Annotated in this window: 17 protein-coding genes; 5 read left to right on the top strand and 12 right to left on the bottom strand. The window is 59.2% G+C overall.

Going from position 1 to position 22,147, the window contains the following annotated elements; genetic code table 11:
* Nucleotides 1–112: 112 nt before the first annotated feature.
* The 8 genes from GS605_RS15870 to xdhA all read right to left on the bottom strand — a co-directional run bounded on the left by GS605_RS15870 (nt 113) and on the right by xdhA (nt 12,474).
* Nucleotides 113–850 carry an Asp/Glu racemase gene (locus GS605_RS15870; RefSeq protein WP_171724597.1) on the bottom strand — a complete coding sequence of 246 codons (738 nt, stop codon included), beginning with the start codon at nt 848–850 and terminating at the stop codon, nt 113–115.
* On the bottom strand, nt 847–1,914 hold the full coding sequence (locus GS605_RS15865) for a histidinol-phosphate transaminase (RefSeq protein ID WP_171724596.1): 1,068 nt from the start codon (nt 1,912–1,914) through the stop codon (nt 847–849). Before GS605_RS15865 ends, GS605_RS15870 begins: the two co-directional genes overlap by 4 nt.
* Nucleotides 1,911–3,575: a hydantoinase B/oxoprolinase family protein gene (locus tag GS605_RS15860; RefSeq protein ID WP_171724595.1), complete on the bottom strand. Its 1,665-nt coding sequence runs from the start codon at nt 3,573–3,575 to the stop codon at nt 1,911–1,913. The genes GS605_RS15865 and GS605_RS15860 overlap by 4 nt, the downstream gene beginning before the upstream one ends.
* A complete protein-coding gene (locus GS605_RS15855; RefSeq protein WP_171724594.1) occupies nt 3,575–5,671 on the bottom strand; it encodes a hydantoinase/oxoprolinase family protein in 2,097 nt (698 codons plus the stop codon). The genes GS605_RS15860 and GS605_RS15855 overlap by 1 nt, the downstream gene beginning before the upstream one ends.
* 478 nt (nt 5,672–6,149) lie before the next feature.
* Nucleotides 6,150–7,751, bottom strand: a complete 1,602-nt coding sequence (locus GS605_RS15850; protein WP_171724593.1) for a xanthine/uracil/vitamin C permease — start codon at nt 7,749–7,751, stop codon at nt 6,150–6,152.
* Nucleotides 7,752–7,794: 43 nt separating this feature from the next.
* Nucleotides 7,795–8,673, bottom strand: coding sequence for a xanthine dehydrogenase accessory protein XdhC (xdhC, locus tag GS605_RS15845; RefSeq protein ID WP_171724592.1), 879 nt, complete (start codon nt 8,671–8,673; stop codon nt 7,795–7,797).
* A 3-nt stretch (nt 8,674–8,676) separates the two neighbouring features.
* The gene (xdhB, locus tag GS605_RS15840) at nt 8,677–10,995 is read right to left on the bottom strand and encodes a xanthine dehydrogenase molybdopterin binding subunit (protein ID WP_171724591.1); all 2,319 of its coding nucleotides are present in this window, start codon (nt 10,993–10,995) and stop codon (nt 8,677–8,679) included.
* A gap of 15 nt (nt 10,996–11,010) precedes the next feature.
* Nucleotides 11,011–12,474: a xanthine dehydrogenase small subunit gene (gene xdhA / locus GS605_RS15835; protein WP_171724590.1), complete on the bottom strand. Its 1,464-nt coding sequence runs from the start codon at nt 12,472–12,474 to the stop codon at nt 11,011–11,013.
* A 155-nt stretch (nt 12,475–12,629) separates the two neighbouring features.
* Between xdhA and GS605_RS15830 the strand changes: the two genes are divergently transcribed.
* Entirely contained in the window at nt 12,630–13,532 is a 903-nt protein-coding gene (locus GS605_RS15830) for a LysR family transcriptional regulator (RefSeq protein WP_171724589.1), read from the top strand.
* A gap of 54 nt (nt 13,533–13,586) precedes the next feature.
* On the opposite strand, the gene GS605_RS15825 is transcribed toward GS605_RS15830, so the two are convergent.
* The gene (locus GS605_RS15825; protein ID WP_171724588.1) at nt 13,587–14,819 is read right to left on the bottom strand and encodes a urate hydroxylase PuuD; all 1,233 of its coding nucleotides are present in this window, start codon (nt 14,817–14,819) and stop codon (nt 13,587–13,589) included.
* Nucleotides 14,820–14,920: 101 nt separating this feature from the next.
* Here GS605_RS15825 and GS605_RS15820 point away from each other — a divergent pair, with 101 nt between their 5' ends.
* Nucleotides 14,921–15,841, top strand: coding sequence for a LysR family transcriptional regulator (locus GS605_RS15820; protein WP_171724587.1), 921 nt, complete (start codon nt 14,921–14,923; stop codon nt 15,839–15,841).
* Nucleotides 15,842–15,846: 5 nt separating this feature from the next.
* Here GS605_RS15820 and uraH read toward each other — a convergent pair whose 3' ends face one another.
* Nucleotides 15,847–16,200, bottom strand: a complete 354-nt coding sequence (uraH, locus tag GS605_RS15815; protein WP_171724586.1) for a hydroxyisourate hydrolase — start codon at nt 16,198–16,200, stop codon at nt 15,847–15,849.
* 146 nt (nt 16,201–16,346) lie between these two features.
* Here uraH and puuE point away from each other — a divergent pair, with 146 nt between their 5' ends.
* The 3 genes from puuE to GS605_RS15800 are packed head-to-tail and all read left to right on the top strand — an operon-like array spanning nt 16,347 to nt 19,719.
* Nucleotides 16,347–17,759 carry an allantoinase PuuE gene (gene puuE, locus GS605_RS15810; protein ID WP_371732265.1) on the top strand — a complete coding sequence of 471 codons (1,413 nt, stop codon included), beginning with the start codon at nt 16,347–16,349 and terminating at the stop codon, nt 17,757–17,759.
* Nucleotides 17,756–18,241 carry an ureidoglycolate lyase gene (locus tag GS605_RS15805; protein WP_171724585.1) on the top strand — a complete coding sequence of 162 codons (486 nt, stop codon included), beginning with the start codon at nt 17,756–17,758 and terminating at the stop codon, nt 18,239–18,241. The genes puuE and GS605_RS15805 overlap by 4 nt, the downstream gene beginning before the upstream one ends.
* A 53-nt stretch (nt 18,242–18,294) precedes the next feature.
* A complete protein-coding gene (locus GS605_RS15800; protein ID WP_171636436.1) occupies nt 18,295–19,719 on the top strand; it encodes a uracil-xanthine permease family protein in 1,425 nt (474 codons plus the stop codon).
* Between the two features lie 166 nt (nt 19,720–19,885).
* Here the strand turns inward: GS605_RS15800 and bhcD are convergent, their stop codons facing one another.
* Both bhcD and bhcC read right to left on the bottom strand, forming a co-directional pair.
* Nucleotides 19,886–20,851 (bottom strand): iminosuccinate reductase BhcD, encoded by a 966-nt coding sequence (gene bhcD / locus GS605_RS15795; protein ID WP_171724584.1) that lies wholly within the window; start codon nt 20,849–20,851, stop codon nt 19,886–19,888.
* Nucleotides 20,852–20,967: 116 nt separating this feature from the next.
* The gene (bhcC, locus tag GS605_RS15790) at nt 20,968–22,131 is read right to left on the bottom strand and encodes a 3-hydroxy-D-aspartate aldolase BhcC (protein WP_171724583.1); all 1,164 of its coding nucleotides are present in this window, start codon (nt 22,129–22,131) and stop codon (nt 20,968–20,970) included.
* Nucleotides 22,132–22,147 lie beyond the last annotated feature (16 nt).

Genomic DNA, 22,147 nt, shown 5'->3' with positions numbered 1-22,147 from the left:
TCTTGCCGCCTGCTGCAAAGGTTGAATTGGAGCTGGGAACAAGTCTGGGTGATCCAAGACCGGTTCGAGGTGAGTTTGCTCCCTTACACTGTCGCCCTGCGCCCTGATCCGGTCAGAGCAGGTCGAACAATCGCCCCGGCAGCGCGTCGTGACGCGGCAGGTTCAGAGCCCGCATAAGGCAGAACATCATCGCCTGATTTGAGGTGACGACCGGCTTGCCCAGCGTTGCTTCAATTCGGTCGATCGCCTCGACCGAACGCATGTCGGTGCAGCTGAGAATTATGGCCTGTGCCTGCGGGTGATCGGCCTGACAGGCCAGTTCATAAACCTCGTCCGGGGTCAGCTCTCCCTGACCGTAATTGCCCAGCTTTCGGCCGACATCGGTGCATCGAACGGTCTCGATTCCGTTCTGGGCCATGAAATCCATCGCCTGAACGTTTATTTCGCCCAGATAGGGCGAGGAAAAGCCGACCTTTGTGGCCCCCAGTGCCTTGATTGCGGCGATTAATGATCCGGCCGCGGTCAGCGACAGCGCACCGGATTCCGATTTGATCTGTTGCGCCAGCTCAGCGTCGAAAGACGGCCCATGGGTCAGGGTGGCCGAGGTGCAGCCGTACAGCACCACATCGGGCCGCACCCCCGAGATCATCCGCAGATCGTGGCTGATATCCGAAGCACCCAAACCTGCCATTTGATCCGAGCCGGGAATTTCATCCACGTCATAGCCGCCCATGCGCTGGAAATGGATGGTGGTGTTTGGCGGTCGCAGCATCTCCATATCCGGTTCCAGATTGGTGTTGGTGAAGGGCACCAGAACACCGATCTTGGCGGCTGTGCGGGTCTCGGTCATGTCAGCGCTCCTTTCAAGATGTCGCGGGCCTTGTCCATCACCTGGGGCGCACAGATCGTGGCGCGCAAACAGTCCGACAAACCATAGCCGCCCATGCCGCGCATCATCAGGCCCTCCGCCCGCAGGGCCGTGTCGGCGCGCTGTGCCTGCGCGGTCGAGGCAAAGCGGATCAGCACGAAATTGGTGTGGCTTTCCGGCACGCTCAGGCCCAGTCCGCGGCATTCCTGCGCAAACCGGTCCCGAATCTCGGCTGTCCGTGCGACCACGTTGCGCATATAGGCCTGATCGCGCATCGCCGCCGCGGCCGCTGCCTGCGAGGCAATCGAGATATTGTTGGGATTCAAAAGCTTGCGGACCTCGCCCGAGATTTCGCTTGGGAAATAGCCCCAGCCGGCTCGCGCCCCAGCCAGCCCGTAGGCCTTGGAACATGTACGCGTGATCACGGTGTCGCCCCGATCCACCAGCGCAAAGATCTGCGCAGGATCGTTCGTGGCATCGGCAAATTCCGCATAGGCTTGATCCACCACCAGCAGTGTATCGCCAGGCAGATCCGATCGCAGGCGGACAATTTCGTCATTCGGGATCAGCGTGCCGGTGGGGTTGCCCGGATTGCAGACGAACACGATGCGGGTGGCAGCTGTGACAGCGGCCAGAAGCGCGTCCACCGATACGGTCAAATCGACTTCGGGCGCTGCCACATATTCGGCCTGTGCCTGAGCTGTCGCCGAGGCGACAAAGGCATAGCCATATTGTGTGCCCAGCACCTGATCGCCCGGCCCGGCAAAGGCGCGGATCAGACAGCCAATCAGTTCCATCGAGCCCGCCCCACATAAAATGCGCGCGGGGACGAGCCCGTGCACCTCGGCAATGGCCGAGCGCATTTCGGCCCATTCCGGATCGGGATAAAGGGCCAGATCCGCCAGCGCTGCCTGCCCGGCCGCAACGGCGGCGGGGCTTGCGGGAAAGGCGCTTTCGTTCTGCGCCAGTGAAACCGTGTCTGCGCCGTTCGGATCAGCCAGCGCATAAGCGGCCATGGCGCCAATGTAAGGAACCGGTCGGATCATGCGTCACCCGCGTAAATCCTGGCGCCTTGCGCAGTTACCAACCCGCGTTTGATGTCCAGCGCCAGCGCATCCGGGTCGCGTTCGGCAGGGTCGCCAAATCCACCGCCGCCCGGTGTATCGAAGATCAGATAATCACCGTGTTCCACCCGCAACTCTCCTTTGCCCGGAATATCGTTTGCGCCGTCCCTGAAACAGATGCGACCGGGCGCGCCGGGTCTGCCGCCCATACGGCCAAGCGCTGGGTATTTCAGCCGTTCGACCGAAAGGAAAACGATAAAGGGAGCACCGTTGGACGAGGTCATCTCGATCCGCTGCCCCAGCCCGCCGCGATACTTGCCCGCGCCGCCGGAATCTGGGCGCAGTTCGCGCCGCCAGATCGTCACGGGTGCGACGCTTTCGGTGATCTCGACCTGACTGCCGAACACCCCGGACGGATAGGCCGTGGCCGACAGTCCATCGGCATGAGGTCGCGCGCCGGTTCCGCCATTGTGTACGGGTTCCACCGCGAATTCGCGACCGCCATCACGAGCCACTTCGGGCGCGTGGCGCATGGGCAGGTCGAACATGCAACTTGCACCTTCGGCCGGGACCGCATCGGGCAGGGCCTGATGCAGGCAGCCCAGAACCAGATCGGGCGTGACCTGACCCAGGGTATGCCGCATCGCAACCGGCACCGGGCGCTGCGCGTTCAGGATGCAGCCCTTTGGCCCGTCAACGGTAAACGGCTCCAGCGATCCCGCATTGTTGGGAATGTCCGCGCCGACAATGCAACGCAAGGCAAACACCGTATAGGCGGTGGCATAGTTCAGCGGCACGTTGATGCCCTTGCGCGAACAGCCCGAAGTGCCCGAGAAATCCACATGCATGCCGTCCTTCCTTACGGTCAGGGTGGCGTGCAGTTCCAGCTCATTCTCATAGCCGTCCATCTTCAGAACATTCTTGTAGACACCTTCGGGTACGTCGGCGATGGCCTCCAGCGTGCCGCGGCGCGACGTGTCGATGATGTACGAGCCGAGCGTCCCTAGATCGTCGAGGCCAAATTCCTCCATCATCGACAGCAGCCTTGCAACCCCGGCTTCGCAGCAGGCGATCAGTGCATAGATGTCGCCATCGTTGGCGACGGGTTCGCGGCTGTTGGCGCGGATGATGTCCAGCAGCAAATCGTTGGGGGTGCCCTGCTCAACCAGCTTGCAGGGCGGGATCAGCAGGCCCTCGTCATAGATGTCGGAACCTTCGGGGCCCATGCCTAACCCACCCAGATCAACGAGATGCGACGTGCAGGAGGTAAAGCCCACCACCTTGCCATCCTTGAATGCGGGCATCATCAGCAGAAAATCGTTCAGGTGCCCCGAGGCAAGCCATGGGTCGTTCGTCATGTAGATGTCGCCCGGCTTCATGGACTGAACCGGGAAAGCCCGGCGCAGGTGCTGCACCGCCTCGGCCATGGTGTTGATGTGCCCCGGCGTGCCGGTCACGGCTTGCGCCAGCATCCGGCCATCGGCGTCAAATATCCCGGCAGAGATGTCGCCGCATTCGCGTACGATCGGGCTGAAGGCGGCGCGGATCAGGGTTTGACCCTGTTCTTCGACCACGGCCAGCAGACGATTCCACATCACCTGCAATCGGGCGGGCGAAAGATCGTGTGAAAGATCGGACGACATCATGCGCCTCCTTTCTGGTCCCGAACGAGGACGAGGTTTCCAATGGCATCCACATGGGCCGAGAAGTCGGCGGACACGAGCGTGGTTGTCTGCGGCTCGGTGATCAATGCGGGGCCGTGAAGGTGGTCGCCGGGCTTCAGATCCGCTCGGGCTACGAAGGCCGCTGGTTTCGACACTCCGTCCACGTCACAGGTGATCGGACAGGTTTCCGGCGCCGAGATTGTCTTCAACCGGGGCGTTTCAGGAACCGCCGGCACGACACTGTCACAGGTCGCGACACGTACCGCCCAATTGAGAATCTCGATCTGCATCCCCGGCACCGGGCGCGAGAATTGCTTGCGGTATTCCTGTTCGAATGCAGAGGTCAGCGTCACGATATCTTCGGCGGTCAGGGGGCGGTCGGGAAGGGTGATCTCGATCTCGTGCCCTTGTCCGTTGTAGCGCATGAAGGCAGTGCGCAGCGTCTGGGTCGGGACATCGCCGGCCCCTTGGAAGACGACCTCTCTAGCCTCGGAAATCATGGCTTCGAACAGCGTGTTGATCCCGTTCAGGTCCATGCTGCCCAGCAACGAATAGCGCGAGCGGACGATCTCGAAAGACACCGGAGCGAACAGGAAGCCGACGGCCGATCCGACACCGGGATCGGGCGGGATCACGATGCGGCTGACCCCGGCGGATCGCGCGACCCGGCTGGCGTGCAATGGCCCGTTTCCCCCAAACGCTATCATTGTTCGTGGGCCAAGGTCCTTGCCGGATTCCACCGCATGCATCCGACCCGCGCTGGCCATGCTTTCGTCGACGATACGGCTGACGCCATCGGCGGCGCCTACGGCATCCAGATCCAGTTTTGACCCGATCACCCGGCTCAGCGCCCGTTTCGAAGCTTCGGGATCAAGCTGAATATGCCCCTCGGCAAACGTGTCGGGTACGATATATCCCAGTGCAATATCACTGTCCGTCACCGTGGGTTCGGTTCCACCGTGCATGAAGGCGACGGGGCCGGGCTCGGATCCGGCTGATTTTGGCCCTACGGTCAACCGTCCTAGCCGGTCAACCCCGGCAATCGAACCGCCTCCGGCGCCGATCTCGATCATTTCGATGACCGGTATTCGTACCGGCATTCCGGACCCTTTGATAAACCGAGCGGCGCGGGCAATTTCGAACTGGCGCGAGGTCTGGGGACGGGCGTTGTCGATCAGGCATAGTTTGGCGGTGGTACCGCCGACGTCAAAGGACAGAACCTGATCCAGACCGGCGCGGGCGGCGACGCGGGCAGCCAGAATGGCACCACCGGCAGGACCGGATTCCACCAGCCGGATCGGAAACCGCGCGGCGGTTCGCATGGTGCACATTCCACCACCCGCTGTCATCATCAGGATCGGACAGGTGACGCCCTGGGCCTCGAATTGTCGGACAAACCGGGCCAGATACGTTGCCATCAGAGGCTGGATATAGGCGTTGGCGACGGTCGTGCACAGCCGGTCGAATTCGCGCGCTTCGGGGCTGACGTCCGACGAAATCGAGACGGTCAGATCGGGGCGCCTGTCCGCCAGCGTATCGCGCAGCCTGCGCTCGTGCTCGGGGTTTGCATATGCGTGCATCAGGCAGATGGCGATGGCTTCCGCTCCGCTGGCGTCGATGTCCTTCAACAACGCGTCGATGGCTGTGTCTTCCAGCGAAATCAACACCTTGCCATCCGCCGAAACGCGCTCGCGGACCGTCAGCGCGCGCTCACGCGGCACCAGCAGATCAGGTTTCTCCAGATTGATGTCATATTGCGAATAGCGCCGCTCGTAGGCGATTTCCAGAATGTCCCTGAACCCTTCGGTGGTCACGGTTGCCACGACCGCGCCGCGTTTTTCGATCAGCGCGTTGGTGGCCAGCGTGGTGCCGTGAATGAAACCGGTGACTTCGCTCAGACGGTGCCCTGTCTGTTGCATCACGCGCGTTGCGCCTTGCATGGCTCCGTCGGCGGGGTTGTGATGCGTGGTCAGGGTTTTGGTCGAGGCAAGTATCGTCTCTTCGCCAGAGACAAGAACCGTATCCGTGAACGTGCCGCCAATATCGATGGCCAGGCGCAGCGCTTGAGTTGTCATGAGGTTATCCGAAAAATCCGTAATCACAGCGTGATGCATATGGGCCAGAGGCCCTGAGATCAGGCTGGGATCACAAGGTCACAGCCGGTGGCACGGCGGTCCATGGGATTTGGAAAACAACTCTTCATACGTAGGTATTCTTGTTCACACCAGCATAGCGCAACAAGCCGGAAAGCGACAAAAATGCCTGCAAACGACAAAATTCGTCACGCCTGGCCGATTGCGGGGCTTGCAGTTGAGGGTCTTGACCCCTCGCACATCACCTGTGGTCGTCTATTTTGTGTGACCCAGCCGATGCAGATGTGTGGTTCGCAAGGGTGATCCTCTGCAAGACCCATTCGAACCACATGCCGTCACTCTGAGATAGGCGGGAGAAAGATCTGCAAGCGACCGCAGGGCAAACTCTGCCTCTTGAACGGCCACGATTGAACGGGAAGGGATGGTTTCTGGGGCAGCCATGCGACTGCCCCGTTGCCGATCAGGCCTGCTGAGCGGGTGAATCGTCATCGATGAGGTCGGGCTCGTCCGGCACGATGATGCGATGCTCAAGATCCTCTTTGGGGGCGAACACCGGGTAGACGTACAGAAACGCACCGATGATCAGATAGCCGATGGTTATCCCGTCGAACTGAGGTATCTGTAGCGTGTAGGAATGGATGATGCCGATCGAAGACATCAGCCCACCTGCGACAGCAAACGCGCCGGCCATCCGGAAGCGCCCGTCAATCACATCGGCCACGATGGCACCCCAGACCAGACCGGTGATGATCGCCCCCTGGCTCAGGGCAAGGTGCCCCTCGTAATGAGCCCCTTCCATCAGAAGGGCCGAGGTCAGATCAGGATCTCCCAAGGATGGCAGCCCTTCGACACCGCTGCTGCGCAGCGCGTTCATCAACGATCCCCATTTGACCATCAGGAAGGCCGAGATATGGGGCAGGATCGCGAAGGATACCGCAGCCATGTGCATCGGTTTCACAGCCCAGGCCGTGTTGGTGATCAGGCTGACTGATACAAAGACCAGTACCGGTGCGGCTGCGGCGATCGGGATCAGCCCCGCGAGGAAGGACAGGAACCCCAGAAAGGCGGCGGCGGCAATTACAACGGCCACACCGACAATATACCCCGCATGGGCATCCAGCCGTTTATAGGCCGGATGGCCGATGTAGACGGTTGTCGGGAATGGCGAACCAAACAGAGCACCCAGCATCGTGCCTGCGCCGTCCGTCACCTGGCAGAGCCCGACAGGGTAATGGTCGCCTGCCGCTTCGGCGGATTCCACGTTGTTCATCGTTTCGATGAAATTGTAGATCTGCACGGGGATCAGCACCAGGAACAGCTCAGGGTTGGCGAACAGGTATTGCACACCGGCGATCAGGTCACCGAAATACGGGATCGGCGGGTAGAACCCGATGCCGCTGACATCAATTTTGGACTCGCCAAGCAGAAGGGCGATCACGGTACCGGCAGCAATCGCGACAAGGCCGGCCGGAACATTGCCCGGCAGGCGGAAACGGCCGATCAAACCCCAGAGGATGAACAGCAGCGACGTAAAGCCGATGATGGGGTTCTCGAACACTTCGGCCAGCGGCACAGAGCCGATGAAGACCAGGGCAATGCCGCACAGCGTCCCCAGCATCCCCGCACGTGGCGTGATCCGCTTGAGATACGGTCCAACCACGGCGCCCAGAGCCGCGACGATGCCGCCCATGAACCCGGCGCCGATGCCTACTTGCCAGGCTAGCATTGGATCATTTGTCGCCCAATAGATGGGTCCGATCACCCCGAACAGGTAGACGAACATAACCGGCGTCGAGATGCCGTAGGGCAACGCGGTTACGTCTTTGCCCTGCGCGTTTGCCGCCCATTTGGCGAGGTAAGTGTAGACAGCGACACCGGCCAAAATCGCGATGGCAGCGCCGGGAACGATGCGGCCAAAGACAATGTCCGCAGGCATTTGAAACACGAATTGGCAGACCCCGGACAGGATCAGCAGGTTGACAAGGTTGTCGGTAAACAGCGCCCAGAAAGCGCTGAAATCGCTGCGGGTAAACAGCTTGTATTCATAGGTCCTCCCGTCCATGACGGTCTCCTCCTCTGATGTGACCGGTTTGGCCCGACAGGTGTCAGGCCGATCTCCCTTTCCGGTCGTGATGGTGGCCCCGCAGGGGTGCCTGGTTTGCCCCGGTCAGGGCGGTCGCGGCAGTTTCAGAGGTCAATTCAGCCATCACCTCGGCCGCCACGAAGGCGGCGATGACGCTGGGCCGCTTGTCGCGGCTACCGCTAGCCCCGATGGGGCATTTCAAATGTTCGATGGACTGTCCGTCACAGTGTTTCTGCGCCCAGTTCCTGAGCTTTATCCGCTTTGTGGCGGACCCGATCATCCCTACATAAGCGGCATCCTTTCGTTCCAGCGCGGCGGTCGTCAGCAGGAAATCCAGCCCGTGATCATGGGTCAGAACGACAAAGGCGCTGCCTGCGGGCGCGCGCCAGATTTCGGCTTCGGGAATCGCGCTGACCCGGGTTTCGACATTGGCTGTGCAAAGCTCGACCTCTTCGGGTCGGGTGTCGACGAGGATGCAGCGCACCGGCAGATGCTGAAACTGATTGGCCAAAGCGCGTCCCACGTGGCCCGCGCCCATGACATAGACGTGTGGCAAAGCCTCGTCGCGCTGGGTCGCGCGCTCTGTGGCGGCCCATTTGTCGGACGCACGCATGCGGGTCAGTTTCATCTCGACCCGCCCACCGCAGCACTGGCCGATTTCGGGGCCAAGCGGCACATCCAGATCCTGATGCAACACCCCGTCGCGCAGCATGTCGCGGGCGGCGTTGATGGCCATGAACTCCAATTGGCCACCACCGATGGTTCCCCACAGTGCCCTGGGTGCCACGAACATCTCGGTCCCTTCGTTGCGCGGCGACGACCCGCGCACGCGTGTCAGCGCAATGCAGATCACACTGTGCTGCGTGGACAGGAATTCGCTAAGGGAACCGGGGGCAGTCATGGCTCAGGGCCCCGCTTGCAGCCGCGCAACTGCCATTAGCACACGTTCGGGGGTGGCTGGCGCGTCAAGGCGCGGACATTCGCGGTAGTCAGCTACAGAGGCTACGGCCATCGACAAGGCCTCAAACACCGAAATGCCCAGCATGAACGGCGGCTCGCCAACGGCCTTGGACCGTTTGATGGTCAACTCGCGATTTTCCGACCAATCGGCAAGTTTCACATTGAAGATACGCGGGCGGTCTGACGCGAGCGGAATCTTGTATGTCGACGGAGCATGGGTACGCAGACGGCCGGCATCATCCCACCAAAGCTCTTCGGTGGTTAGCCATCCCATGCCCTGAATAAACGCGCCTTCGATCTGCCCCTTGTCGAGCACAGGGTTCAGCGAGCGTCCGACGTCGTGCAACAAATCTGTTCGGTCCACGCGGTATTCGCCTGTAAGGGTATCAATCGTCACTTCTGAACACGACGCGCCGTAGGAGTAGTAGTAGAACGGACGGCCTTGTCCCTTGGCCCGATCCCAGTGGATTTTCGGTGTTTTGTAGAACCCGGCCGCCGAGAGCTGCACGCGCGCCAGATAGGCCTGTTTGATGAACACATCGAAGGGCAGAACCTCGTCGCCGATATGCACCTGATTGGCGTGGAAGGCCACTTCTTCGGGGGCGACATTCCAAGTTTCGGCGGCGAATTTCACCAGACGTGCTTTGATCTGCTCGACCGCGTTCAACGCGGCCATGCCGTTAAGATCGGTCCCGCTGGAGGCTGCAGTGGCCGAGGTGTTGGGAACTTTTTCAGTTGTCGTCTTGGTGATCTTGATCCGGTTGAAATCGACTTGGAAGGCCTCGGCCACGACCTGAGCAACCTTGGTGTTCAGACCCTGGCCCATTTCGGTGCCACCGTGGTTCAGGTGGATCGACCCGTCGTTATAGACATGCACCAGCGCACCGGCCTGATTGTACCAGGTCGCGGTAAAGGAAATGCCGAACTTGACCGGTGTCAGCGCGATGCCTTTTTTCAGGATTGGCGATGTCTTGTTGAATTCAATTATGTCCTGACGGCGCTGGCGGTATTCCGATGTCTCTTCCAACTCTCCGATCAGCCGGTCGAGGATGCTGTCTTCGACCACTTGGTGATACGGCGTCACGTTACGGTCTTTGGTGCCGTAGAAATTCGCCTTACGTACATCCAGGGGGTCTTTCCCGGTGGCATAGGCAATCTCTTCGATCATCCGCTCTGCCGCGATCACACCCTGCGGGCCGCCAAATCCTCGAAACGCGGTATTCGACACCGTGTTGGTTTTCATTGGATGACTGTTCAGACGGACGTTCGGATAGAAATAGGCGTTGTCCGCGTGAAACAGCGCCCGGTCGGTGACAGGTCCCGACAGGTCTGCCGAGAATCCGCAACGCGCGGCAAAGCTGCCTTCGACCGCCTGAATGCGGCCTTCATCGTCAAAAGCGACATCATAGTCGATCACAAAATCATGGCGCTTACCGGTTGCCGTCATGTCCTGATCCCGGTCGGGGCGGATTTTGACGGCGCGGTTCCACTTTTTGGCAGCCATGGCCGCCACGGCGCAGAACAGGTTCATCTGGCTTTCCTTGCCGCCAAACCCCCCACCCATGCGACGGACGTTGACCACGACCGCATTGGACGGCACCCCAAGGACATGCGCCACCATATGTTGCGCCTCTGACGGGTGCTGGGTCGAGCAATGCACCATCACATCGTCGTCTTCGCCCGGAATCGCAAAGGCGATGTGGCCTTCAAGGTACATGTGATCCTGACCGCCAACGCTCATCCGGCCTTTGATCCGGTTGGGCGCGGCCGCCTGAGCCGGTGCCACGTCTCCCCGCTCCAGCTTGAGGGGCGCTGTGACATGCGGGTATCCTGCTTTCTGCGCGGTGATCGGGTCCAGCGCGTGGGGCAGGGTTTCGTATTCGATCTTTGCCCGTTCAGCGGCGCGGCGCGCGATGTCGCGGGTCTCGGCAATCACTGCAAACAACGGCTGGCCGTGGAATTGTATGGCGTCGGTCGGGAAAACCGGTTCATCGTTCAGATGTGTCGGGCTGATATCATTGGCCCCCAGCACATCGTCTGCGGTCAGCACACCGACAACGCCGGGCGTGGCCAGAACGTCGGTGAAATCGATGTCCAAAAGCTTGGCATGCGCGACGTCAGAGACCCCGAGATACGCGTGCAGCGTGCCTTCGGGCTGAGCAATATCGTCGGTGTAGTCGGCCCGCCCGGCGACATGCTTGATAGCACTGTCATGTTTGACGTTGGTGTGGGCTGATCCGATGATGGAAACGTTATCTTTCATTTTCTCGTCTCCTGATTAGGCGCAAGCCAGTTGAACGGGAGTGTCGGTTTTGGCGTCATTTTCGAGGAAGAACCGACGCAGCAAGTTTTGGCTGGTCAGCATCCGGTAGTCAGACGATGCACGCCAATCGGTCAGAGGTGAGAAATCCTGTGCCAGCGCCTCGGCGGCGGCTTCAAAGCTGTCGCGCGCCCAGGGTTGACCGTTCAGCGCCGCCTCGGCCGCAGCCGCACGCTTGGGCGTGGCGGCCATGCCGCCGAATGCAATGCGCGCATTGCTGATGGTGCCGTCTGTGATCGTCATGTGGATACCCGCAGCGACGGAAGAGATGTCCTCGTCACGCCGCTTGGAAATCTTGTATGCAGCGTCCAGATCGTTGGGTCCGGGCAGAGGCACGCGGATGCTTGCGACAAATTCATCGGGTTGGCGGTCTTGCTTGCCGTAGTCGATGAAGAAGTCAGCCAGAGGCAGGGTTCGGCGTTCGGAACCGCGCCGCAGAGTGATTTCCGCGCCGAGCGCGATGAGAACCGGCGGCGTGTCCCCGATGGGTGAGCCGTTGGCGATATTCCCACCTACGGTTCCCATATTCCGCACCTGCCACCCTGCGATGCGATCCCAGTAGGAGGACAGGTGTGGCAGGTGTACAGACAGAAGGTCCTGGCAATCGGTGTAGCTGGCGCCGGCACCGATCAGGAGGAGAGACCCCTGTCTTTCGACTGTTTTCAGGTCTTCGAGATGACCGGTGAAAATGGCGGGGCCAATGTCGCGCAGGAACTTGGTCACCCACAGGCCCACATCGGTGGCTCCGGCCACGATCGTGGCGTTTGAATAAGCTTGCAGGCATTCGGCAAGATCATCGACGCCGGATGGCAGAATGCTCAGGTTGTTTTCGGGTCCGGAGACCACGCGCCGCCCGTCCTTCAGGGCCGCCAGACGCGCGGTCATGGTTTCGCGTTCGGTGTTCAGATGATCAGATGTCGGGGTGCCGTAGCGGCTGACGGCAATGGCCGCTCGGATGATCGACTCATACCCTGTGCAGCGGCACAGGTTGCCCTGCAATGCGGTTTCAACCTGTACTTCGGTCGGTTCCGGAGTTTGCATCCAAAGCGCATAGAGGGCCATGACGAAGCCCGGTGTGCAGAACCCGCACTGGCTGCCATGGTGATCGACCATGGCTTGTTGAACCGGGTGCAGCCGGCCTTGAGGCCCGGACAGATGTTCAACCGTCACGACATGACAGCCGTCTACAGAGGCAAGAAACCGGATACAGGCATTGACCGGAGCATAGCGCAGGCCCGAGCGCCCAAGCCGTCCGACAAGCACGGTGCACGCGCCGCAGTCGCCTTCGGCGCAGCCTTCCTTCGTTCCTGTCAGTCGGCGTTCCAGGCGCAGGAAATCAAGAAGTGTCTGGCCTGCCGACACGTCTGGGACGGAGACATCCTTGCCATTGAGGACAAATTGGATGTGGGTGCGATGCGTCATGGAATTCTCCCTCTGCCCCTGCCTTCCGGAGGGTGGTCAGTGGAACCATAGGAGCAAAGATTGAGATGGAAAATCGCTGCAAATGGCAAATACTTTCAACAGATCGTTGAAAAAGATGGGGCTATACCGCATTCTTTCGCTGCTGGGAGGATCCAATGTCTTACATCGAAAGTCTGCGTGTTTTTGTCCGCGTGATGGAGCTGGGCAGCATCACCTCTGGCGGGCGAGATCTTCGGTTGACCCCGGCGGTGGCCAGCAAACGGTTGAAAGAGCTTGAAAACCATCTGGGTGTGCGGCTGTTCAACCGAACCACCCGATCGATGACCCCAACCGAAGTGGGGACGGTTTTCTACGATGAAGCCAAGGCGGTCCTGCTGGCGCTTGATCACGCCGAAGCGCGTGTCGCCAGCTTTTCCGACGCGCCGCGGGGGGCGATCCGCATCACCGCGCCTTTGGGTGTCGGGCGCAGAATCGTTGCGCCTCTGGTGCCGGAATTCTCGGATCGTTACCCGGAAACAGAGATTCGCATGCGCCTGTCCGATCGCAAGGTGGACATTCTGGCCGACGGTCTGGACATCGCCTTTTTCATTGGAGAGCCTGGCGATTCAACCATGAAACTGCGGAAGTTCGCGGATTGTGATCGTGTTCTGTGCGCTTCGCCCGATTACCTGTCGCGGTTTGGGACGCCCAAAACACCGGATGATTTGTTGCACATGCCCCATAACTGCCTGTTGCTGCGTTATCCTAGGTCTCCGGAATACTATTGGACTCTTCGCACTGACATGGGGCCGCGAAAGCTTGAAGTTGGCGGCAAATACGACGCAGACGATGGTGATGTTCTGACCGACTGGGCCTTGTCCGGTCGTGGGATCGTCAACAAGCCGCGCTTTGACGTGCGGGAGTTTCTCGAGGATGGACGGCTGGTCGAGGTCCTGCCCGAGACGCCCCCCTTGCCAACGATTTTCGGGTGTCTTTATCCGCACAAAAAGCTGCAAGATCCCAAGGTGCGCCTGTTCGTCGAACATATCGCACAGCACAGCAAACGCTTTTTCGCATAAAGAAAAACCGGGCATCACGGCCCGGTTCGCTGTCATGGTTTCGCGCGCAGGCGCCTAATGGTTTCTGACTTCACGCACCCATGCGATGATGGTTTGGCGTGCCTCTTCATCCATTTGCACTGCCGATGGTGGCGGCATTGCGTGGCTGATCCCGGCTTGCAGATAGATCTGGTCAGCATGTCGGGCCACATCTCCGGGTGTCTCAAGGTAAACTTTCTTCGGGGCCCATTTCATGGTGCCGTACACCGGCTCGCGGGCGTGGCACATCGAGCAATTGCCCAAGACCGTGTCATAGGCATCTTCGAAGCCCGCGGCGGACGCATATTTCTGCTCGTATAGTGTCAGCTCGCGCGCTTCGGCGTCTTCCCATGTCTCGGTGTTTCTCACCGAAGACAGCCAAGCGATCACGACCATTAGCAGAACCGTCACGCCCCAGGTCCAGTGCGGGCCTTTCCCAGTTGCGTGCATCGTGTTGAAATAGTGACGGATGGTGACGCCCGTCAGAAAGATCAGGCTGGCGATGATCCAGGAATACTCGGTGCCGAAAGCAAGTGGATAGTGGTTCGACAACATCAGGAACACGACCGGCAAAGTCAGATAGTTGTTATGCGTGGATCGTACCTTGGCGATCTTGCCGTATTTGGCATCAGGCGTCCGACCGGCCTTGAGGTCTTCGACCACGATCCGTTGGTTCGGCATGATCTGAAAGAACACGTTGGCCGTCATGATCGTTGCAGTGAAGGCGCCAAGATGCAAAAGCGCAGCACGACCGGTGAAGATCTGGTTGTAACCCCAGGACATGATCACCAGGATCACGAACAACAGCAGCATCAGAACGGTCGGGTGATCGCTCAGCTTGGATTTGCACATCTGATCGTAGAGAAGCCAACCAATGGTCAGCGATCCGCCGGAAATCAGAATCCCCTGCCACAGCGCAAGGTCCACTTTGGTTGGATCAAGCAGGAACAGCTCGCCACCAACCCAGTATATGATCATGAGCAACGCCGCACCAGACAGCCAGGTCGTGTAACTCTGCCATTTGTGCCAGGTCAGGTGCTCGGGCATGCGCGAGGGCGCAACCAGATATTTGACGGTGTGGTAGAAGCCGCCGCCATGTACTTCCCATTCTTCGCCGTAGGCCCCGTCCGGAAGGGCTGGGTTCGGCTTTAGCATGAGGTCCAGCGCGATAAAGTAGAATGACGCCCCAATCCACGCCATCGCGGTGATCACATGCAGCCAGCGGACGGAAAAGGCGATCCACTCCCACATTACGGCCAAGTCATACATGGCTTTGCTCCTAAGATTCTTTGCTTCCGGTTACTCTATGCGAGTGTGTTTTATTCTGGTATTGCTGGTAAAGACCAAGCAGTATCAAAAAATGCAAAAAAATGTCCTACCTTGATAACATCAGAACCTTTGTCCGGGTCTATGAATTGGGCAGCATGTCCGCCGCGGGCCGTGATCTGAGGGTTTCGCCAGCCGTCACGTCGGCGCGTATATCGCAACTGGAAGAGCATCTTGGCGTGCGTTTGTTCCAACGCACGACACGCAGCCTGACGCCCACCGAGCAGGGAAAATCTTTCTATCGCGGCGCGGCAGAGATCCTTGAAGCGGTCGAAAGTGCCGAAGCCCAGATCGTCAATCTGACCGAAAACCTGAAAGGGTCACTCTATGTCGCGGCGCCGTTGGGAGTCGGGCGTCGGTTGATTGCGCCGCAGGTCCCGAAGTTTCTTGCCGAGTACCCCGAGGTGAACGTCCGGTTAAGGCTGACCGACCGAAAGGTTGATCTGACAACCGAAGGTCTGGACCTGGCATTTTTTCTTGGTCAGCCAGAGGACAGCAACCTGCGTATTCGCAAGATCGCGGATGTCGAAAGAGTGCTTTGTGCATCCCCGAAATACATCAAAAGGCGCGGGATGCCCGAAAGCGGGGACGCGTTGATCGCTGATGAGCACGAATGTCTCAATTTGCGGTTCCCGGGCGCGACCGAGTTTCAATGGCTTTTGAGGACCGATACGGGGCCAAAACGGTTCCGGGTTTCCGGGCGCTACGAGTCAGACGATGGCGACGTGCTGACAGACTGGGCCCTTGGCGGACATGGTATCGCGTTGAAGCCGATTTTTGAGATCGCTCAACATCTCAAGGCCGGGACATTGGTTCCGGTGGCGGAAAAGACGCCGCCAGAACCGATTCAGATGGCATGTCTGTTTACGCACCGCCGTATGCAGGACCCCAAAACGCGGCTTTTCATGGAATTCATAATCGAACGCATCGGGTCGTCGATTGCGGCGGCAAATACGGCCCGGTAGGTCGCTCAGCTGCCGCGATAGGTCGAGTACCCGAAGGGCGAAAGCAGCAGAGGCACGTGGTAATGCGAATGTTCGGACATTCCAAACCGGATCGGGATGACGTTCAGAAAGCGCGGGTTTTCAGGTGGTGTGCCGCAGGCATCAAGGTAATCCCCGGCATGGAAGACAAGTTCGTAGTCACCTGTTGAAAACTCTGCTTCGGGCAGAATTTGTTCGTTGGTCCTGCCGTCGTCATTGGTGAACAGAGTTTTCAGCAACTGGTGGTCTGCACCTTCAATGCGGAACAGTTCGATTTTCAATCCTTCGGCGGGGCACCCCCGGGCCGTATCCAGAACATGTGTTGTAAGGTAACCGGTCATTTGCGCTACTCCTCAAGTTATACAGTTACTAGTCTGTTTTCGCATCCAGGAGCAAAGGCAGTCTGTGGGAAGCTGCTTTCTGCATTTTTTGAAAAACATCTTTGATTATCTGGGGTATTGATCAATTCAAGAAGAAGGAAACCGATGTGAAGCCTTATCCACGAGACATGACCGGTTACGGTGGGCAAGTTCCCAAAGCAAACTGGCCGAACGACGCCAAAATCGCCATTCAGATCGTGCTGAATTACGAAGAGGGCGGTGAAAACAACGTTCTGCACGGCGATGCCGCATCCGAAGCGTTTCTGTCCGAGATCACCGGCGCCGCCCCTTGGCCGGGGCAACGGCATTGGAACATGGAATCGATCTATGAATACGGCAGCCGCGCGGGGTTCTGGCGCGTGCATCGCCTTTTGCAGGATCTGCCTGTCACCGTCTACGGTGTTGCAACCGCTTTGGCACGTGCACCTGCACAGGTTGCGGCGATGAAGCATGCCGGGTGGGAGATCGCCAGCCACGGTTTGAAGTGGATTGAACACAAGAACATGGGCGCAGAAGAAGAACGTTCCCAGATCCGCGAAGCAATCCGCCTGCACACAGAGGTTACAGGTCAGCCGCCCCGTGGTTGGTATACGGGCCGCTGTTCGATGAATACGGTCGAATTGGCCGCTCAGGAAGGCGACTTTGCCTATATCGCCGACAGCTACGCCGACGATCTGCCATACTGGATCAAGGCAGGGGGCAAGGATCAACTGATCATGCCCTATACACTGGACTGCAACGATATGCGCTTTGCAATTCAGGCGGGGTTCACCAATGGGGAACAGTTTGAAAGCTATCTGAAAGACAGCTTTGACATGCTCTATTCCGAGGGTGAGGCGGGCGCGGCCAAGATGCTCTCGATTGGGTTGCACTGCCGTCTGATCGGTCGCCCCGGTCGCGCCATGGCGCTAAAACGCGCACTTGATTATTTCAGGAAACACGAAGGTGTCTGGTTCGCAACGCGCGAGCAGATTGCCGAACACTGGGCCATTGAACACCCGCCGGTGCAATGTCTGACCCCGTCCAAAATGGATCGACCAACCTTTGTGTCGGAATTCGGCGGCGTGTTCGAGCACAGCCCGTGGATTGCCGAAGGTGCGTACGAACTGGAAATGGGCCCGACGCATGACAATGCCGCTGGTGTCCACAACGCGCTGGCGCGTGTGTTCCGTTCCGCCTCGCCCGAGCAGCGCCTTGGCGTTCTGACAGCCCACCCGGACCTGGCTGGCAAGCTGGCCGCCGCCGGCCGCCTGACCAAGGAAAGCACCGCGGAACAGGCCGGTGCGGGTCTGGACATGCTGACCGATGAAGAACGCGCAACGTTCACGGCGTTGAACGAAGCCTACACGACCAAGTTCGGCTTTCCTTTCATCATTGCCGTCAAAGACAACACCAAGGCCAGCATTCTGGAAGCCTTTCGCCGACGCATCGACAATGACCGCGACAGCGAATTTGCCGAAGCCTGCCGTCAGGTCGAGCGCATTGCCGAATTGCGTCTGATCGAGAAGTTCGCGCAATGACGGCTGGCTTGAAACTCCGTCCCTTGACGTCAGAGGCATTTGCACCATTTGGCGATGTCATCGAGGCGGCTGGCCGGGTGGACAAGCTTATAAATCAGGGCAGATGCGCCCGCTATCACGACCGGGCCGTGTTGGATTTCCAGGATGGGCGCGCGGGTATCAGTGTGTTTCAGTCCGAAGCCTTCAGCCTGCCGATCAAGTTGGAAATGGTTGAACGCCATCCGGATGGCAGCCAAGCCTTTTTGCCTTTGTCGGAGAAACCATTTGTCGTGGTTGTGGCCCCGGATGAAAACGGAAAACCCGGTCGGCCCATCGCCTTCAAAACAGCGCCCGGACAGGGAGTGAATTATCATCGCAACACTTGGCATGGCGTTCTGACCCCGCTTCATGCGCCCGGACTTTTTGCGGTGGTCGACCGAATTGGAGCCGGGCCCAACCTCGAAGAGCATTGGTTCGAGGAGGCGTTTGAAATCACAGAATGAGGCGCGTTGCCGGAAGAGGAGCCGGCTGCGAACCTCAAGGGAGGAAAGACCAAATGTCAGATGCATCCATCGGATCGCCGGAACAACTCCGCGATCCGAATTATACTCCGCCGCTGCTTAAGGCGGTGCCGCTTGGAATTCAGCATGTGCTGGCGATGTTCGTGTCCAACGTCACGCCAGCCATTATCGTTTGTGGCGCGGCCGGTTTCGGCTTTGGCTCGAACAGCCCCGATTTCCCGCAGATGATCTACATGATCCAGATGTCGATGTTCTTCGCGGGCGTCGCCACGTTGTTTCAATCTGTTGGCATAGGCCCGGTCGGTGCCCGGCTGCCGATCGTACAGGGAACATCGTTTGCCTTTATCCCGATCATGATTCCACTGGTGGTTGGCAAGGGCGTTGACGCAATTGCCGTCCTGATGGGCGGGGTTGTTGTCGGTGGCTTGTTCCACGCATTCCTCGGGTTGTTCATAGGGCGCATTCGCTTTGCTCTTCCGCCGCTGGTTACGGGCCTTGTGGTAACCATGATCGGCCTGGCCCTTGTCAAAGTCGGCATTCAATATGCCGCCGGCGGTGTACCCGCCATAGGCACCGAGGAATATGGCTCGGGTCTGAACTGGTTCATGGCCGGAACCGTAATCGTGGTCACGCTTGGCCTGAAATTCTTTGCCCGGGGCATGTTGTCGGTGTCGGCGGTTCTCATCGGACTGCTGGTCGGATACGCCGTGGCCTTCCTGCTTGGCCAGGTGAATCTGGGCAACGTCGGCAACGCGGCATCCTTTGCACTGCCGAACCCCTTGCATTTTGGCCTTGAATTTTCGGTCGCGGCCATCATCGGTTTCTGTGCAATGTCCTTTGTTTCCGCCGTTGAAACCGTTGGGGACGTATCCGGTATCACCAAGGGGGGCGCTGGCCGAGAAGCTACCGACAAGGAAATACAGGGCGCGACCTATGCTGATGGTCTTGGTACTGCGATCTCTGGTCTGTTTGGGGCGCTGCCGAACACGTCGTTCAGCCAGAATGTCGGGTTGATTGCCATGACCGGAGTCATGAGCCGCATGGTCGTGACCATCGGCGCGGTTTTCCTGATCATTTGCGGGCTTATTCCAAAGATCGGGGCGATAATCTCGTCCATTCCGATTGAGGTTCTTGGCGGCGGCGTGATCGTGATGTTCGGCATGGTTGTTGCCGCAGGGGTTTCGATGCTGTCGGACGTGAACTGGAACCGGCGCAACATGGTGATTTTTGCAATCGCCCTAAGCCTTGGACTGGGTTTGCAGCTGGAACCCAACGCGTTGCAATACTTGCCCGGCACATTGAAGGTTCTGGCGACATCAGGAATCCTGCCCGCCGCCGTCATCGCCATTGTATTGAATCTGGTGCTTCCCGAAGAACTTTCCGACGAAGCGACGGAAGAGGTCTCGGGCGGTATGGCCGGACATGGTCTTGGGTCCATCGAGCAAGACGACCACGTCTGATGCGTTCGGCGTGATACACTGATCGTTCTGGAAAAAACATGAAGCGGCGCGCCTAGGCGCGCCGCGTTTCATTATTTGGTCACCATTGAATGGAGATCTGCTGTCAAAAGCTCTTCGCCCAAAAGGACCGCCGAGACAATGCCCAAGAAGGTGGCGCCGTCTGGCTTCAGAAATCGACCTCGATCGCGACCCCTTTCCGAACGGCGAGGTCAACCACGGACGCGGCGACCGCAAGATCTTGAAGGCCCACACCCGTGCCATCGAACAGCGTGATCTGATTGTCCGATATCCGGCCCGGATCGGTGCCGTTGATGACCGCGCCAAGCTGCGCCACGTCGCTTTCCTGGATCAGGCCTTCGGCCACCGCGTGCTGCGCTTCGCCGATGCTGACGGATTGCGCGACTTCGTCCGTGAACACGCTGGCCCTGGCCAGAAGGGCGGCTTCGACTTCCTGTTTTCCTTTGGTGTCCGTGCCCATGCAGGCGATATGAGTTCCGGGGCTTACATGGTTCGCCATCAGCGAGGGCGCAAAGGCCGAAGTGATCGAAATGATCACATCCGCTTCAGTCATTTCGTCAAGTTCGACCGCTTGGAACGGAACACCGGCTTCATTGGCGACCTTCTCGATATTCGGCAGCATTTCGGGGTGGTAGTTCCAGCCAATGATCTTTTCAAAGGCGCGCTGCTCCAAAGCCGCGCGAAGCTGAAAGGCTGCCTGGTGGCCAGCGCCCATCATGCCTATGACCTTGGCGTCCCTGCGTGCGAGATGCTTGATCGATACCGATGATGCTGCCGCCGTTCGAAGGGCCGTCAGAAGGTTCCCGCCGACCATCGCAGATGGCTTGCCGGTGTCGGGGTCGAAAAGAAAAACGGTGGACTGGTGGTTGATCAGCCCGCGTTTTTCCAGATTGTTCGGCCAATAGCCGCCCGCCTTCAGTCCCAGCGTCAGGCCGGCGCGGTCAAACCCCCCTTTGAAGCCGTACAGTGCATCTTCGTGCCCGATGGCTTCACGCACGACAGCGAAGTTGTAGGCGTCGCCGGACGCCATTGCGGCAAAGACCTGTTCGACCGCGTCAAAAGCCGCTTGTCGGGTCATAAGGTCAGCGATCTCACGCTCGGGTACGATCAGCATTTCATTCTCCAATCAAATATTCGTGCGCCCGCGTGCCACCACCGGAAGGAGAGCATACACGCGGGCGGCTGTCTGGCTGCTTCCGAGCCAGCCCTCCCAAACACGGCAAGTTCGGATCAATAAGCGCGTCCGCGGGCGGATACGGGCCAGACGGTCTCGACCTTGCCGTTGCGAACGCCGACATACCAATCATGTACATTTGCGGTTGGGTCGCAGTGCCCCGGAACCAGCCTGAGCTTGTCGTTGACCTTCAGCACACCGTTCGGGTCCATGACGACGCCGTGTTCGTCCGAACATTTGATGTACTCGACATCATCTCGGCCGAAGATAACGGGCAGACCGCTGTCCACCGATTGCGCCTTGAGGCCCGCATCGACGATCGCCTTGTCCGCCTTGGCGTGGCTCATGACGCTGGTCAGGATGAAGAAGGCGTTTTCCCACTCGCCCTGATCGATCCGGTTGCCGTCCTTGTCCAGGATACGGCCGTAATCGGCATCCATGAAGGCGTAGGACCCGCATTGCAGTTCGTTGTACACGCCCGAGTTGGACTCGAAGTAGTATGAACCGGTGCCACCGCCCGAGACCAATTCGCACTCGATGCCTTCGGCTTTGAGGCCTTCAACCGCGTCCCTTACCATCGCAATTGCGGTGTCGAGCTTTTCCTTGCGCGCCTCATAGCTGTCGAGGTGCTGCATGGCCCCCTGATAGGCCTGAATGCCGGTGAATTTCAGGTTCTCGGCTGCTTCGACCGCTTTGGCGATTTCGATCACGTCGGATGTTGTCGTCACACCGCACCGGCCAGCGCCGCAGTCGATTTCGACGAAGACCTCCAACTGTGTTCCGTGATCCACCGCCGCGCCTGAAAGATCCGCGACATTGTCCAGATCATCGACACAGACGATAATGCGGCTGCCCAGCTTTGGCAGGCTGGCAAGACGGTCGATCTTGGCGGGGTCACGCACCTGGTTCGACACCAGAACGTCCTTGATGCCGCCGCGCACGAACACCTCGGCCTCTGAAACTTTCTGGCAGCAGACGCCTACGGCGCCTCCGATCTTCTCCTGCAACTTGGCCACGTCTACCGATTTGTGCATTTTTCCATGCACGCGGTGGCGCATGCCGTGCGCCTTGGCATAGTCGCCCATCTTCTTGATGTTGCGTTCAAGCGCGTCGAGATCCAGCACAAGAGAGGGGGTCTGGATATCTTCTTCATCCATTCCGGGCTTGGCCGGAATGTCAAAGCCTACTTCGAATTCGTCGAGATTGGTCATATCTTTCATTTCCGTATTCCTATGT

Source organism: Ruegeria sp. HKCCD7559, from assembly GCF_013110575.1.
In the GTDB taxonomy this organism is placed as follows: Bacteria; Pseudomonadota; Alphaproteobacteria; order Rhodobacterales; family Rhodobacteraceae; genus Ruegeria.
Note: the sequence above shows the minus strand (reverse complement) of the source record. Positions and strands in the feature narration are given on the sequence as shown.